The sequence below is a fragment of the Micromonospora sp. IBHARD004 genome (genome assembly GCF_052814115.1).
The window spans coordinates 234,422-247,926 of the sequence record NZ_CP199934.1 but is presented as its reverse complement, the minus strand read 5'-3'; the positions used below and the strand labels follow the sequence as shown (position 1 = coordinate 247,926).

The window sequence follows — 13,505 nt, the reverse complement described above, 5'->3', positions numbered from 1 at the left end:
GTGATGCCCGAAACGCCTGCGGCCGGCGGCAGAGCTACCTACCCCTCGTGCCCGCGAATGACCGCTGCACGCCACGGTTACTGGCCCGTGGATGGCCCATGACGGCCTTGAGCGGTGTCGGCTGTACGAGCCAGCCACTGTGTCAAGGCGCTCGCCACAACGTCCATCTGGTCAGCGCTGACCGCTTGGCCATCCGGCTGTCCCAGGAACCCGAACACGTTCGGTCCGCGCCGGTCAGCTGGCAGATCAGCCGGCCGTGGGACCACGTGGAAGTGGACGTGACCGAAGCCCTCTGCCTCCGCGAACTGCACGACGTACGTTTTTACGCAACCCGTCACGGCTTGCAGCGCTCGCGAGAGTCGGACCTGCCAGTAGCCCAACCCGGCGGCCTCGGCATCGGTCAGGTCAGCGATGGTGAGCACATGACGGCGCGGAACGAGCACGAGCCAGCCCGGTAGCCTGGTACCTACGGCATGTGCCACACGCCAGCGCTCGTCGGCCGCGATCCGCTCACGCGGTGGCAGCTCGTCAAACCGGCCGGTGTTCTCACAGGTGAAGCATCCTGGATTGATCATCACTGTGGCAGTAGACCTTTCCCCGTTCCTTTCTGCCACCCCGCCGTTTGGTTGGCGGACCTCCTCGGGGCAGTCGCAGACCGTCCAGCCTTGCCAGACGGGGACAAGGTGGAGCGCCCTACCGGACGAGTCTCAATGGCGGTCAAGGGCGGCGGCGGCCAGGAGCGGCCTGGGGGTTAGAAGAAGATCCGGGATGGTTTGTCAGGCGACTGCACACCTGTCAGCCGGTCCGTCGTTGTCGGCGAGCGTCGGTGTCAGCGGGCGGGCTTGGCTGTACGGATGGCTGTACGAGCCGCTGCCTTCGGCTGCTACCTGCTAGGCGTCTTCTACCGCCCATCTGTGGCGCCGCAACTCGTCCGACACCTCAGTCTCCGACCGTCCAGCCCTTGTGGTGCCCGGCGAGGTGATCCGCTCCCGGCTGATCTCTGAGGAGGGCCGGGGTTCGGGGCGGAGCCCCGGGGTCTTCAGTCTCTTGTCGTCCCTCAGCGTGGCCGGCCGGCCCGGCCGATGCCGGCCGGAGGTCGCCAGCAGGCCAGGGCCGGGCCGGCGCGGCCCGCTTCCGGGCCGCCTTGATTCCTAAGAGCCTGGTAAATAAGGGGGTTCGGGCGGTCGCCGGTCCTGGCGAAGATCGACAATCGTGACGGCGCCGGCGTGGCGGCGTGACATGGGGAAGGGCCTTCGGTACGAGCAAAGGCGACTAAACCAGCACGACCGAAGGCCCAACCCTGTCTGTATACCTTGTCGCCGGCGTCGCCGCATCCGCCACCCCGGCTATCGTTGACGATCACCTGCCCACCGCCCGGCCACGGCACTATCCGTCCGACACCTCGGATGCCGAATGGCAGGTCCTGGCTCCGCACGTGCCGGCCGGGACCGGGCGCGGCCGGCCAATCACGTACCCCCGCCGCGACGTCGTGGACGCGATCCGCTACCTCAACCGGACCGGCTGCCAATGGGACGCGCTGCCTGCCGACTTCCCGCACCACAAGCTCGTCTACCACTACTTCAAGACCTGGACCCGCGACGGCACCTTGAACCGCATGCACAACAGCCTGCGTGAACAGGTCCGCGAGCACGTCGAGGGGCGTCACCGACAGCCGTCGGCCGCGCTGGTCGACTCCCAGTCGGTACGGGGCGCGGAGACCGTCGGCCGGCCCAGCCGCGGCTACGACGCCGGCAAGAAGATGAACGGCCGGAAACGCCACATCGCCGTCGACACCTGCGGACTGCTCCTCGTCGTCCTGGTCACCGGCGCGAACGTGCAGGACCGCGACGCCGCCAAACCGCTGCTGTGGGCACTACGCGCATGCTTCCCCACCATCCGCCTGACCTGGGCCGACAGCGGCTACGCCGGCAAACTCGTCGACTGGGCCGCCACTCACCTCGCCCTGACCGTGCGCATCGTGGCCAAGCTCGCCGGGCAGACCACCTTCGTCGTGCTGCACCGCAGATGGGCGGTCGAGCGCACATTCTCCTGGATCAACCGGTGCCGACGCACCGTCCGCGACTACGAACGGCTACCCGACCACCACGCCGCGATGGTCCAATGGGCCATGATCATCGTCATGACCCGCCGCCTCGCCCGCCACCAAAACACCTGAAACCCTTATTTACCAGGCTCTAAGAGAAGAATTCGGCAGTGGCCACCCATCACGTCACCCATCACGCCCGGCTGCGCCAGATGTCGAGGCACGACCAGCGGCAGAAGCGGATGTTTGCATGGGAGCGGACCTGGCGGACCTCATGAAGCGGCTCGGGCACTCGTCCATGGCGGCGGCTCGCCGGTACCTACACGCGGTCGATGGGCGTGATCGTGAGATCGCCAACGCGCTCTCGGAGCTAGCCGCACACGGTGATGCCGCACGGTTGCCCCGGCCACATCACGATGCGCAGCTAGTTGCACGGGCGCCTGGCCACATAGCCTTTCGCCGGGCTAAGCAGCGCCGACCAGCGGAAACGCCGGCCGGCGCTTTGCTTTGCAGATCCGTGCGTGTCATCGGATGTCCGTTTCGTCACCGCGCTGACTGCAGTCTGACGACAACGACTCCTTGCCGATGCGCTCATCGAGCCGGGCCAAGAACAGTCTCAAGACTGAGTGGCACTTTCCGGCTAGCCGGGTGGTGACGGCGGCTCGGGTGGGCGGCCGTGGGCGCGTGTCGCGTCGGCAACGGCGATCCCGGTGAGGACTGCGATAGCGACGGTGGCAGTCACCAGCGGCGGCACGAGGAGCATCGGCGGTGCCAGGGCGGCCAACGCGAGGACGCCGATCCACCGATTCCGGGACACACGGGCGAAGATGACGTATTCGAAGCCGGCCCGACCGACCAGGAACAGCGCGGGTCCGCCGAGGATGACGGCGACCCAGGCTGTTTGGGTGTGTTCGAGTGGATGAGCGATGACGAGTTTGTCGCCGACGGCGGTGACGACGATGCCGGCCAGCATGATCAGATGAGCGGCCGCCGCCGTTAGGGCAACGCGGTCCGGATTGCGGGCCGCTTCGATGGCGGCGGGCAACAGCTTCCCGGCCCGGTGGATGTAGATCCGCCAGAACAGGGCCGTGCCGACGAACGACGCCACGAACGCCGCCGTCCGATCGGCCGCGAATCCGGTGCCACTGAGAGTCATCGTGGTGACCAGGATCAGCTCGCCGAGCGCGATGATGAAAACTTGCTGGTACCGCTCGGCCAGGTGCTCAGCCACAATCGGAAACCGCGATATGGGCGAGCGACGCAGCCCCGGGGTCGAGTAGCGGAGGGCGGCGCCCGTGTAGTCCATGGCAACCGCCAGCGTCCACAGGACCACGCGCCCCGTATCGGGCACGAGTGCACCCGCGATCCACGGCACCGCCGAGACACCGAACCAGGACAGCACCCGGATGCTTCTGCCCTGCAACTCGTGACCACGCAGGGCGAGGACCAGGACGAGTTGGCGGCCGACATGGATAGCGACGTACGTGCCAGCGAAGACCAGACCTCGCTCGCCGAACGCGTCGGGCAGCGCGACCACCATCACCAGGCTGCCGAGCATGGTCGCGGTGACCACCAGCTGAATTGCCGGCTGTTGCGGGTCGTACAGGTCGGTGACCCACACCGTGATGCTCCACATCCACCACATGGCCAACAGCAGCACCAGCGTCTCGAAGGCGCCGCTCCACCTGAGATCCTCGAGCAGCCCTTGGGAGAGCTGGGCGAGCGCGACGACGAACACCAGGTCGAAGAACAGCTCCAGGAAGTTCGCCCGCCGCGGCTCCTCGGGCATCCGCAGGAACCGGGCGCCGCTCGTCGTCATCATCCCGCCCGTTCTGCCGGCTTTGTCCCGCGCCTAAGGCATTCATACCATGAGGCATGGCTGGTGAATGCGGAGGTGGGTGGGCTGGAATCGGGCGGCCGGTTTTCACGCGGACGACGCTAGAGGCCGATCAGTCCTCTATCCGTCGCCGCCTGTTCGGCTCAGCGACGGTGATGTGACGTTGGAGCAGTTGCTCGCCCAGCTGGTTGGTCATCCACTGTCCAGGAAGGACGGATGTAACCCTTTGGACGATGCCGACGCTGCTGCTGTGAGCGGGCCAAGATCCGCTCGACCATTGTCCGACAGACGAGAGGACCGTATGCACCGCATCCCCACACGTCCGGTCAGAGCCGCGGCGGCCCTTCTCACCCTGGGTCTCGGCGCCGCCCTCGCGGCGCCCGCGAACCCGGCCAACGCCGCTCCACGACGGGCGGACCTCGCGATCACCGTCACCGCCGACCGGACGGAGATCTCCACGGTGGGCGGCCGAGCGGACGTCACCATCGACGTGCGCAACGTCGGCACCGGCACGGCCAACGGCGTCACCGTCGCCATCTCCCGACCCGACGGCACTGGTTACAGCGGCTGGGGCGAGAATCCGTCCCCACCCGGCTGGAACTGCGACTTCGGCGCCGAGTGGACCTGCACGCGGGAGCCGTTGGCCGCCGGCGCGGTCGCCGGGCCGCTGCTGCTGCGCCTCTCCCTCCCGGCCGGGCAGGCCGGCGACACCGCGGTGGTCGGTGCGGCGGCGACCACCTCCAGCCAGGAGCCCCTGCTCGGCAACAACAGCGGCCAGGTGGCCCTGCGCTACGTCGCGCCGGACCTGGCGATCAGCATGACGGCGAAGCCGACGCAGGTGATCGTCGGAGGCCAGGTCACCTACTGGATCGACGTCCGCAACCTCGGCGCGGCGACCGGCAGTGTCAAGGTGGAACTCTTCGTCCCGGCCGGCATGCGGGGCGTCTCCTACAGCGGCCCGTACGGCTGGGACTGCAGCCGGGGCACGGACACGGTGACCAACATCCAGTCGTACCTGTGCCTGCACAACGCGGTGCCGGCCGGTGGCAGCGCGGGGCCGCTCACCCTGACCCTGCAGGTGGAGAACGCCGCGGCGGGTGACACCCTCACCGCCACGTCCACCGCGGCCGACGAGTCCGGCGCGGAGCAGGTGACGACGAACAACACCGCGACCTCGCCGATCACCGTCGTCGAGGCCGGCCACCTCAGCGGTGTGATCTGGGGGGACACCGACCGGAACGGGGTACGCGACAGCTTCGACTCAGGCGACTACATGCTGGCCGAATCGGTCACCATCCTGCCGCAGGACCCGGCGGACGGAGATCCGCAGGAGATCCCGGTGTCGCTGCAGTACGACGGGGACTACCGGGTCGCGCTGAAGCCCGGCCGGTACGTGCTCGAAGTGGCCGTCGACAAGGGCGAGCTGAAGGACTTCAGCCCGCCGAACGTCGGCGACGACGCGGCCGACTCGGACGTGATCGCCACCGAGGACACCAACTCGTACTACCGGATCGCCCGGAGTGCGGTGGTCGAGGTGACCGCGGGCGGCGAGACAGTGGTCGACGCGGGCGTCGTCAGCCCCTGACCGGATGACGTGGTGGGGCCGGGCGATCTCCACCGGGCCCACCACGTCGTCCCTAGCGCCCCGGCGGTCGGTCCGCCCCTCAGCCCCGCAGGTGCATCTGGCCGATGCGGATCTGTTGCCGAGCGGGTCGCGGATGCCGAAGTGATCCCGTACGGGCGCTCGGTCGGCTCGCTGGTGATGTCGACGCCCGGAGCGACAGCGGTCGCGGGGCGTTCCGGGTCCTCAAGTGGGAGAGGCAGCCAGGAGGCAGCGAGAGGACCAGCAGCGGGCGGTAAGAGACGACACGCGGCAGCAGAGGAACGGAGCTGAGCAGGGCGGCGAGAAGGGTCAAGGACTCAGCCATGCCGAGAAGTATTGTGCCGGTGCCGTCATCAGGAAACCCAAGGCGCGTCACTGTGTCGGGGGTCTGACACGCCGTTCCTGGCAGCGATGATCTGACGTCTCCAGTAGCAAGCGAGTGCGGCTCCGATCGATGATCTCGCAGTGAGACTGCCGAACGATGAGCCCATCCTCATAGGTGCCGGTCTGCTCGCTGTCTTTGAGCACACGCACGGCCAGCCGACATCACGGACAGGAGCCGCCGGGGCGGTGTCTGGCTCGTGCCTGCGCCGCAGCTTCGAATAGCGGCGGGCCTGCCCGCTGACGGCAGCATGACGGCAACGGGAACGGACGCGGAACACCTGGCCCGGCATCGAGCGATCGGCCGCCCGTCGTCGGCATGCCTGCGACCCCTGGCGCTTGGACCTGAAAATCGGAAGGTCGGCGGTTCGACCCCGCCCCTGGCCACATAGCTTTGCGCCGGGCTACAGCAGCGCCGACCAGCGGAAACGCCGGTCGGCGTTTGCTTTGTGCCCCGGGATCCCGACTGTCCGGTCTGAGCCTCGCTGACCCCGGAATCCCGCTGATGGCCGACCGTTGTTGCACGGGGATTGCACGGACGGAGCTTGCTGCGGCTGGTAGCCCTTGTGGTGCCCGGCGAGGGGATCCGCGGCTGATCTCTGAGGAGGGCCGGGGTTCGGGGCGGAGCCCTGAGGTTTTAAGGGTCTTGTCGTCCGTCAGCGTGGCCGGCCGGCGCGGCCCGCTTGCGGGCCGCCTCGAACCCAGCGTCTGCCAGCGGAGTCCACACAAAAGGCAGTAGCGCCCGGACCGTGACGCCGTAACATCAACCGCGATCACAGACCAGCAGCGTGAGGATGCCATGCAGGTCAAACCACCCGGAGTCATCACCAAGCCCACGGACCGGTTAGTGCTGACTGTTCCGCAGCGAGGCGACTTGGGGGAGCTGCACCAGCTATACGCGGATCCGCAGGTGTGGCGGGATGACCCAATGACCCGCCACTCCACCCGCGACCAGACGGAAGCCATGATCGATCGCTGGCAGGCGGCCTGGCTACGTGACGGTCTCGGCATGTGGGTGGCACGCAGTGCCGAGCCGGCAACGCACGGGCAGCTGGTGGGGATCGGTGGCACCTTCATCCGTTATGGCGTGGCCTGGAACCTCGGGTTCCGCCTCTCCCCGATCTTCTGGGGCCAGGGGTACGCCCAGGAGATCATCCGTGCTGCGGTCAGCACTGCTCGCGACGTGCGTGGGGACCTCCCGCTGACCGCGTACCTGCTCGAGGGGAACACGCGATCGCAGCGAACGACCGAGCGAGCTGGGCTGCGCCTGGTTTGGCGTGGCCCGGATGCAGGCAACCCCGACCCGCAGGCCGTGCGGCTGCTGTACGCGGATCAAGACCTGTCGCCCGCGTTGGTGAAGGCACTGACGGACGACTAGCTGCATAGCTGCGCGAGCGGTTGCACGGCGGAGTGCGGCAGCCCTGTGACCTGGGGAAATGTCGGTGCCTGAAAATCGGAAGGTCGGCGGTTCGACCCCGCCCCTGGCCACATAGCCTTTCGCCGGGCTATTAGAGCGCCGACCAGCGGAAACGCCGGTCGGCGCTCTTGCTTTGCGCCCCAGGAGCCCGTCTGTCCGGTCTGACCCCCGTTGACCCCAAAATCCCGCTGATGGCCCACCCTTGTCGCACGGGGATCGCACGGCTGACCTTGCCGCGCTTGAGCGCCACGTTGGCATCGGTCTGCGATCACCGCGCGAGCCGCCGTCGAATTGACTAGCGGCTCACGCCCGCCTCAGCAAGGCTGCGGGACATGATCGAATTGGAGAAGGTCCTGTCCACCACGCTCCATGGGTAGCCCGCGCCGGCAGCTGAGTCCGTGGACTTTGATCTCCTCGTCGGGCAGTCGTAGACCGTCCACCCCCTTGTGGTGCCCGGCGAGGGGATCCGCGGCTGATCTCTGAGGAGGGCCGGGGTTCGGGGCGGAGCCGCGAGGTCTTCAGGTCTTGTGGTCCCTCAGCGTGGCCGGCTGGCGGGCGAGCCGTCGTATGGCGTCAAGCGTGGCCACAAGATCCGCCGTCACGCCACGAGTCAGGGAAGCTGATACTGGGGGACATGTCTGAGCCGCCACTGCCGATCCGTACCGAGCGACTGCTCCTTCGCAAGTACCGAGTCGATGACGTGGATGCCTTGCTCGCCTACTACAGCGACCCGCTCGTTGCTCGCTACATCCCGTGGGAGCCGTGGTCGCGCGAGTTCGCGGCCAAGGTGGTCGCCAGGCGCATCGACAGCACGGGCATCACCGGGACGGAGTCCCGTCTGGCGCTGGTGGTGGAGCACGAGGGCGAGGTCGTCGGCGATGTTGTGCTGTGGCCGGCCGACGAGACGCTGTCCCGCGGAGAGATGGGCTGGGCCTTCCACCCGTCGGTGTCGGGCCGCGGGTTTGCCACGGAGGCAGTTCGCGCGCTCATCGGCGTGGCCTTCGAGCACTGCGGCATGCACCGGGTGATCGCTCAAGTCGATGCTCGGAACGAGGCGTCGGCGCGCCTGTGCGGACGTGTGGGCATGGTCAACGAAGCGCACCTGCGCCAGGACCACTGGGCGAAGGGCGAGGGCACCATGATCTACGGACTGCTCGCCGAGCAGTGGCACGGTTAGCTGGAGCGACCCCTGTCAATTCGGTTGTCTGGCACGCCTGCGCTGCGGTTACCTGCGGCCATGCCGACAAACCCCGCCGATCGTGTCGACTCGTACTTCATCTGCGCCACCCCGCGCACCGGCAGCTCGCTGCTGCTCGGGTTGTTGGAGTCCACCGGTGTCGCCGGCCGTCCCCAGGCCTACTTCCGGTCCCCTGACGAGCCGCTGTGGGCCGACCGGTGGCAGCTCTCCCGCACCGCCGGGGGTGGCTTCGACTACGCGGACTACGTGCGAGCCGCGCTCGCCGGCGGCCGGACGGAGAACGGGGTGTTCGGCGCGAAGCTCATGTGGGGCACGCTGGACGAGGTGGTGGGCAAGCTCGCCGCGCGCCACCCCGACCTTGCCGGCGACCAGGTCGCGCTGCTGAACCGGGCGTTCGGCCGGACCCGCTTCGTCCTGCTGCGCCGCGACGACGTACTGGCACAGGCGGTGTCCTGGTTGCGCGCCGAGCAGACCGGCACCTGGTTCGTCGGCGGCAACGGCGAGATCGGCGGGAACGCCGGCGACGGGCGGCCGCCCCGCTTCGACCCGGACCAGATCAGGCACTTCATCGGGAAGATCAGGGAGCACAACGCGGCCTGGGAGGCGTGGTTCGCCTCGTGGGGGATCCGACCGCACGTCGTGCGCTACGAGGAGCTCGACGCGGACATGGTCGCCACCACCCACCGCATCCTCGACTTCCTCGGCCTCGACGTGCCGGAGGGATGCACCATCACCGCCCGGCATCAGCGCCAGACCGACGAACTCAACCGGCTGTGGATCGAGCGGTACGGCGCCGCCATGGACCAGTCAAGACCAGTGGTGTATCTGCTCGTGGGTCTACCAGGCTCGGGGAAATCGACATATGCCGAGGCGCTGGAATCGACTGGCGTAGTGAGGCTCTCCGTTGACGACGCTGTGCAGGCACGACATGGGCGGCTCGGGAAGGACTATCCAGCCGATCGCCACATGTCCCTGCTCGGTCCTGTCGTCGAAGACGTACGACGACAGCTCGTGGATCTCGTCCGGACCGGCCGCTCGGTCGTCCTGGATCACGGCTTGGGGCAGCGCCGCGAGCGCGACGAGTACAAGCAGCTTGTTGAATCTCTCGGAGCTGAGTGGCGGCTGCTGTACTTCCGGGTCGATCAAGCCGAGCTGCAGCGCCGCCTCGTCACCCGCAACGAGGATCCACGATTCGGCGTCATCTCGCCGGAGACGTTGGATTGGATGGCCGCCGTCTCCGAGGCACCGCACGGCGAGGGGGAAGAGGTCATCGCCTCGATCTAGTGCGGTGTCCACTAACGTTCACCGGGTTTGCGGTGGGTGTTGTGGATCCTCGCCTTGGGGGCGAGCGACTCCCCACCGGGTGGTGGGGCGGGCTTCCGCGGGCCAACTGATCCTCGCGCCGCCGGTGGTGGGCGGCGGGGGTCACGTCGGGACCGGCCAGCGACCGGCGCCAACCCCCGCCGGCGGCGCGGGAACCGCGCCGACACGTCACAGGCGCTGCGGCGTTTCGCCGCCGCGAACCACGCATCGGAAAACCGCCGCAACACCGACCGCGCACCGACGGAATCGAGTTCAGCGAAGGTGCCCGGCCCGGATGCCGCCAACTCACGGCACAGCTGCTGATAGCCGACCAGCGGCGCGTCGTGGCGCCGCCGCCGCCACGCGTTGACCTCCAACACGCACGCCCACACGTCACCGGCGGAGCGCAGCAGCCCGAAACAACGGCGCCGCTGGCCCGGCGTCACCCGCAACGCGACCCGTGCGGTGCGATGCACTACCCGCGGAGCGGCGGGATCCCGACGGCGAGGCACGAACCGAAGCCAAACACCACCCCTACGACACTTACCCAACCCCGACCAACCCGGCCAACGTTTGTGGACACGGCACTAGCTGCCTGAGCGGACCTCCGAGGAGGGCCGGAGGTTCGGGGCGGAGGCCCGAGGGCTTCAGCGCTTCGGGCGCTGCTGCTGCCGGGGATGGCCCATGCCGCTCTGGATCACCTCCCAGACGCTCCGGCCGGCCTGGCGCAGCGTCTCGCCGGCCTGGCCCGCCACCTGGGCCGTTCCCGAGCCGCCCGGCGGCCGCGCACCGGCCCGTCCGCCCCCGGGGCCCTCGCCCCCGGTGCCGCCCGACGGCTCCCCGGTCTCCGCCCCACCCGCGGCCGGTCCGCCGGCCGCCGGACCCCCCGACGGCTGCTGCCCCGCACCGGCACCAGAGGGCCCAGCCTGGCCGCCGGCGGGCGGCCCGGTCGGTGGCCGCGGCGGGCGGGCGCCGGACGGCGGCGACGGTGGAGTGGGCGTGGGCTCGCCGGCGCGCTCCCGCAGCGGCCGGTCCGCCACCGCGCCGACGGCGCCGACCTGCTGCCCCGCCTGACCGGCCTGCTGACCCGCCTGCTGCACCGCCTGGCCCACCTGCTGCCCCGCCTGGCCGAGCAGCGGGCTCGCGGCCCCGGCGAGCTGCTGGGCGGACCGGTTGACGTCGTCGATGCTGGTCTGCACCGTCCGGGCCAGTGCCTCGAGGACCTGCGGATTGCGGTCGATCGTGCTGAGCGCCCGGTCCAGGATCGTCACCAGCTTCTCCAGCCGCACCTTGAGCATCGCCTCGGCGTGCACGCCGGTGATGTCCAGCTCCACGCCCTCCAGGTGCACCCGGACTCCCGCATCGATCTGGAGCAGGTTGGCCAGCCGGGCGCGCAGCGACAGGTCGGCGTCGAGCCCGTCGACCGCCAGCCGGATCGAGTCGACCGACACCTCCGGGATGTCGAGCAGGACGTCCGGCTCGGTCGAGCCGGTCTGGTGGTGGGCCAGCCGCTCGCTGGTCGGGTCCGATTCCCGTTCGTTCGCTCCGCTCTCGGTCATGCTCTCCGCTCCAAGCTGGCCCGGTGCGCCGGGCCGGATCAGCCGCGGTTACCCGCTTTCCGGGCGGCCACCCGTGGCGGTGCAGGCCCGGCCGTACGCGGGAAAGGGTCCGGAAGCCCACCGGCCACGGCCGGCCGGGAGAGCGGTCTCCCGGTGTCCGGAAGCGGGCACACCGCGAAGCTGCACACCCGGGCATCAGCCGGTATGGTCCGGGCCTATGGGACAGGAGATGGCTGATCCGGATGAGGTCCGCCAGGATGTCGCTCGGTTCTCGCTACGCAGCAGCCTCCTCGCCCCAGCCTCCGCGGAGCGGGCGTTCGCGGTGTTCACCGGGGCGCTGACCGACTGGTGGGTGCGCGAGTACACCTGGTCCGGCCCGGAAGCGCTGGCCGAGCTGGGGATCGAGCCACGCGCCGGCGGCATGCTCTACGAGATCGGCCCGTACGGCTTCCGGGGCGACTGGGGCCGGGTGCTCACCTGGGACCCGCCCCGCCGGCTCGTCTTCACCTGGCAGCTCGGCCCCGACCGGGTGCCGGTGCCCGATCCCGCGCGGGCCAGCGAGGTCGAGGTCCTCTTCGTCCCCGAGGGCGACGGGCAGACCCGGGTGGAGGTCGAGCACCGGCACTTCGACCGGCACGGCGAGGCGGCCGAGGGCTACCGCAAGGCGTTGACGGCCGGCTGGCACGAGCTGCTCTGCCGCTACCTGGCCACGGTGGCCCGCACCGGCTCCTGATCCGACCGGCGAGGGCTCAGCCCGCGACGGTCACCGTCCGATGCCCCGCGCCGACGCCGGGCCGGTGGTCACCCCGGTGCCGCCGAGGTCGGCCCGGCGGCCCGCCTCGACCCCGGAGCCGAAGCCGGTGCCGGCCAGCCGGCGGGGCGCCGCGGTCCGCAGCCGCGGGTAGGCCTCGGCGAGCCGGCGCCGCACCCGGTCGGAGCGGTCGGCCAGCACCAGCGCCATGGAGGGTGCGCCGGAGCCGGCGACCGCACCGGCCTCGGCGGCCCGCAACCGGTCGCCGACCACGTGGGCGAAGCCGGCCAGCCAGGTACGGCGGAAGGCGGCCGGATGCTCACCGGCCGGTACGACGGCGCCGGCCAGCCCGTGCGCGGCCTGCACCAGCAGCGAGGTGAAGAGCAGCTCGACCCGTTCCAGGTCGCTGGCGAAGCCGAACAGGTGCATGGCGAAGCCGTCGCCCTGGCGGCGGCGTACGCAGCGGCAGCGCAGCGGGTCGGCGACCGCGGCGAGCAGGCCGGCCTTGTCCCGGGCGTAGGGGGCGACCACGTCGACCACCCGGTCACCGACCGGGTCGGTGGCCGGGTCGCGGGCGGCGAGCAGCGCCCGGTCCACCCCGTAGCGGGCGATCAGCTCGGTGGCCTTGGCGGTGAAGGCGGCCGACTCGGCCGGCGTGCAGGCCGGGTCCTCCGCCTGGGCGAGCAGCTTGCGGACCTTGCTGAGCATCGCCTCGGACATGCACCAGAGGTACCACAGCGGTAGGACGCGAACGGGATGAGGCGGCGCGGAGATCGACGTCCCCGGTCGTCCGTGCTCGCCCCGACGGCGGCGCTCTCGCTGCTGACCCTCGGCCCCCCCGCCCAGGCCGGCACCTACGTCCGCGACGGCGTCGACTTCCGGGTCCGCTTCTCCAACCTGCGCCACGAGTACGAGCCGCTGGTCGCGCACCACGCGTTCTGATCCGGCGGCGCGCGGCGCCCGTCCCCCCGGCGGCCGCCGCGTGGTCAGTCGGCCCGGCTGCGCAGCGTCGCCACGGTCGAGCCGGCGAGGGTGAGCAGGCAGTCCGGCAGCAGCCCGTCGGCCATCGCCGCGCCGAAGAGGGCCTCACCGGTGTCGGCGTCGTCGTTGGCGTACGCGCTGACGAAGCGGGCCACCCAGCGGGTGTCGTAGTCGGCCTGGTCGATGCCGGGGAAGTCGAGCGCGCAGGCCCCCGCGGGGGCAACGTCGCCGACCATGGTGCCGGCGAGGCACCAGGCCACCCCGTACGCACCGGCGAGTCCGGCCCGGTCGACCACCGCGTCGAAGGTGCCCACCACCGCGTCGCCGTCCCCGGCGAGCGCCGAGCGGAGCACGGCGCTCGCGTCGTCCAGCGTCTGCTGTGCTTCGTCGGTCACGTGCGGCACAGTAGGACGGCCGGTCAAGCGGTGACCA

Annotated in this window: 12 protein-coding genes; 7 read left to right on the top strand and 5 right to left on the bottom strand. The window is 70.1% G+C overall.

Translation table 11 applies throughout. The features are described from left to right. Window positions 1-77: 77 nt before the first annotated feature. Window positions 78-575 carry an HIT family protein gene (locus ACTWO6_RS01120; protein WP_446220519.1) on the bottom strand — a complete coding sequence of 166 codons (498 nt, stop codon included), beginning with the start codon at window positions 573-575 and terminating at the stop codon, window positions 78-80. 860 nt (window positions 576-1,435) lie between these two features. Between ACTWO6_RS01120 and ACTWO6_RS01115 the strand changes: the two genes are divergently transcribed. Continuing rightward, entirely contained in the window at window positions 1,436-2,176 is a 741-nt protein-coding gene (locus ACTWO6_RS01115) for an IS5 family transposase (protein WP_446217774.1), read from the top strand. Between the two features lie 508 nt (window positions 2,177-2,684). Here ACTWO6_RS01115 and ACTWO6_RS01110 read toward each other — a convergent pair. Then, window positions 2,685-3,833 (bottom strand): low temperature requirement protein A, encoded by a 1,149-nt coding sequence (locus ACTWO6_RS01110; RefSeq protein WP_446217772.1) that lies wholly within the window; start codon window positions 3,831-3,833, stop codon window positions 2,685-2,687. 349 nt (window positions 3,834-4,182) lie between these two features. Between ACTWO6_RS01110 and ACTWO6_RS01105 the strand changes: the two genes are divergently transcribed. From ACTWO6_RS01105 to ACTWO6_RS01090, 4 genes are all read left to right on the top strand, one after another. After that, window positions 4,183-5,466 (top strand): hypothetical protein, encoded by a 1,284-nt coding sequence (locus tag ACTWO6_RS01105; protein WP_446217771.1) that lies wholly within the window; start codon window positions 4,183-4,185, stop codon window positions 5,464-5,466. A 1,198-nt stretch (window positions 5,467-6,664) separates the two neighbouring features. Beyond that, on the top strand, window positions 6,665-7,243 hold the full coding sequence (locus tag ACTWO6_RS01100) for a GNAT family N-acetyltransferase (RefSeq protein WP_446217770.1): 579 nt from the start codon (window positions 6,665-6,667) through the stop codon (window positions 7,241-7,243). Window positions 7,244-7,916: 673 nt separating this feature from the next. After that, entirely contained in the window at window positions 7,917-8,459 is a 543-nt protein-coding gene (locus ACTWO6_RS01095) for a GNAT family N-acetyltransferase (protein WP_446217769.1), read from the top strand. A 60-nt stretch (window positions 8,460-8,519) separates the two neighbouring features. Beyond that, window positions 8,520-9,764 (top strand): Stf0 family sulfotransferase, encoded by a 1,245-nt coding sequence (locus ACTWO6_RS01090; protein WP_446217768.1) that lies wholly within the window; start codon window positions 8,520-8,522, stop codon window positions 9,762-9,764. 665 nt (window positions 9,765-10,429) lie between these two features. Here ACTWO6_RS01090 and ACTWO6_RS01085 read toward each other — a convergent pair. Then, window positions 10,430-11,341, bottom strand: a complete 912-nt coding sequence (locus tag ACTWO6_RS01085) for a hypothetical protein (RefSeq protein WP_446217767.1) — start codon at window positions 11,339-11,341, stop codon at window positions 10,430-10,432. A 217-nt stretch (window positions 11,342-11,558) separates the two neighbouring features. On the opposite strand from ACTWO6_RS01085, the gene ACTWO6_RS01080 reads away from it, so the two are divergent. After that, complete coding sequence (locus ACTWO6_RS01080) at window positions 11,559-12,074, top strand: SRPBCC family protein (protein ID WP_446217766.1); 516 nt, start codon at window positions 11,559-11,561, stop codon at window positions 12,072-12,074. A gap of 30 nt (window positions 12,075-12,104) precedes the next feature. Here ACTWO6_RS01080 and ACTWO6_RS01075 read toward each other — a convergent pair whose 3' ends face one another. Then, window positions 12,105-12,812, bottom strand: coding sequence for a DUF2786 domain-containing protein (locus ACTWO6_RS01075; protein WP_446217765.1), 708 nt, complete (start codon window positions 12,810-12,812; stop codon window positions 12,105-12,107). 72 nt (window positions 12,813-12,884) lie between these two features. On the opposite strand from ACTWO6_RS01075, the gene ACTWO6_RS01070 reads away from it, so the two are divergent. Beyond that, a complete protein-coding gene (locus ACTWO6_RS01070) occupies window positions 12,885-13,034 on the top strand; it encodes a hypothetical protein (RefSeq protein ID WP_446217764.1) in 150 nt (49 codons plus the stop codon). A gap of 44 nt (window positions 13,035-13,078) precedes the next feature. On the opposite strand, the gene ACTWO6_RS01065 is transcribed toward ACTWO6_RS01070, so the two are convergent. Next, complete coding sequence (locus ACTWO6_RS01065; RefSeq protein ID WP_446217763.1) at window positions 13,079-13,468, bottom strand: hypothetical protein; 390 nt, start codon at window positions 13,466-13,468, stop codon at window positions 13,079-13,081. Window positions 13,469-13,505: the final 37 nt, after the last annotated feature.

Excerpts from the sequence above, each read along its gene's own strand:
- ACTWO6_RS01120 (WP_446220519.1), bottom strand. The coding sequence starts at position 575 with ATGATCAATCCAGGATGCTTCACCTGTGAGAACACCGGCCGGTTTGAC.
- ACTWO6_RS01110 (WP_446217772.1), bottom strand. The coding sequence starts at position 3,833 with ATGCCCGAGGAGCCGCGGCGGGCGAACTTCCTGGAGCTGTTCTTCGAC.
- ACTWO6_RS01105 (WP_446217771.1), top strand. The coding sequence starts at position 4,183 with ATGCACCGCATCCCCACACGTCCGGTCAGAGCCGCGGCGGCCCTTCTC.
- ACTWO6_RS01100 (WP_446217770.1), top strand. The coding sequence starts at position 6,665 with ATGCAGGTCAAACCACCCGGAGTCATCACCAAGCCCACGGACCGGTTA.
- ACTWO6_RS01095 (WP_446217769.1), top strand. The coding sequence starts at position 7,917 with ATGTCTGAGCCGCCACTGCCGATCCGTACCGAGCGACTGCTCCTTCGC.
- ACTWO6_RS01090 (WP_446217768.1), top strand. The coding sequence starts at position 8,520 with ATGCCGACAAACCCCGCCGATCGTGTCGACTCGTACTTCATCTGCGCC.
- ACTWO6_RS01085 (WP_446217767.1), bottom strand. The coding sequence starts at position 11,341 with ATGACCGAGAGCGGAGCGAACGAACGGGAATCGGACCCGACCAGCGAG.
- ACTWO6_RS01080 (WP_446217766.1), top strand. The coding sequence starts at position 11,559 with ATGGGACAGGAGATGGCTGATCCGGATGAGGTCCGCCAGGATGTCGCT.
- ACTWO6_RS01075 (WP_446217765.1), bottom strand. The coding sequence starts at position 12,812 with ATGTCCGAGGCGATGCTCAGCAAGGTCCGCAAGCTGCTCGCCCAGGCG.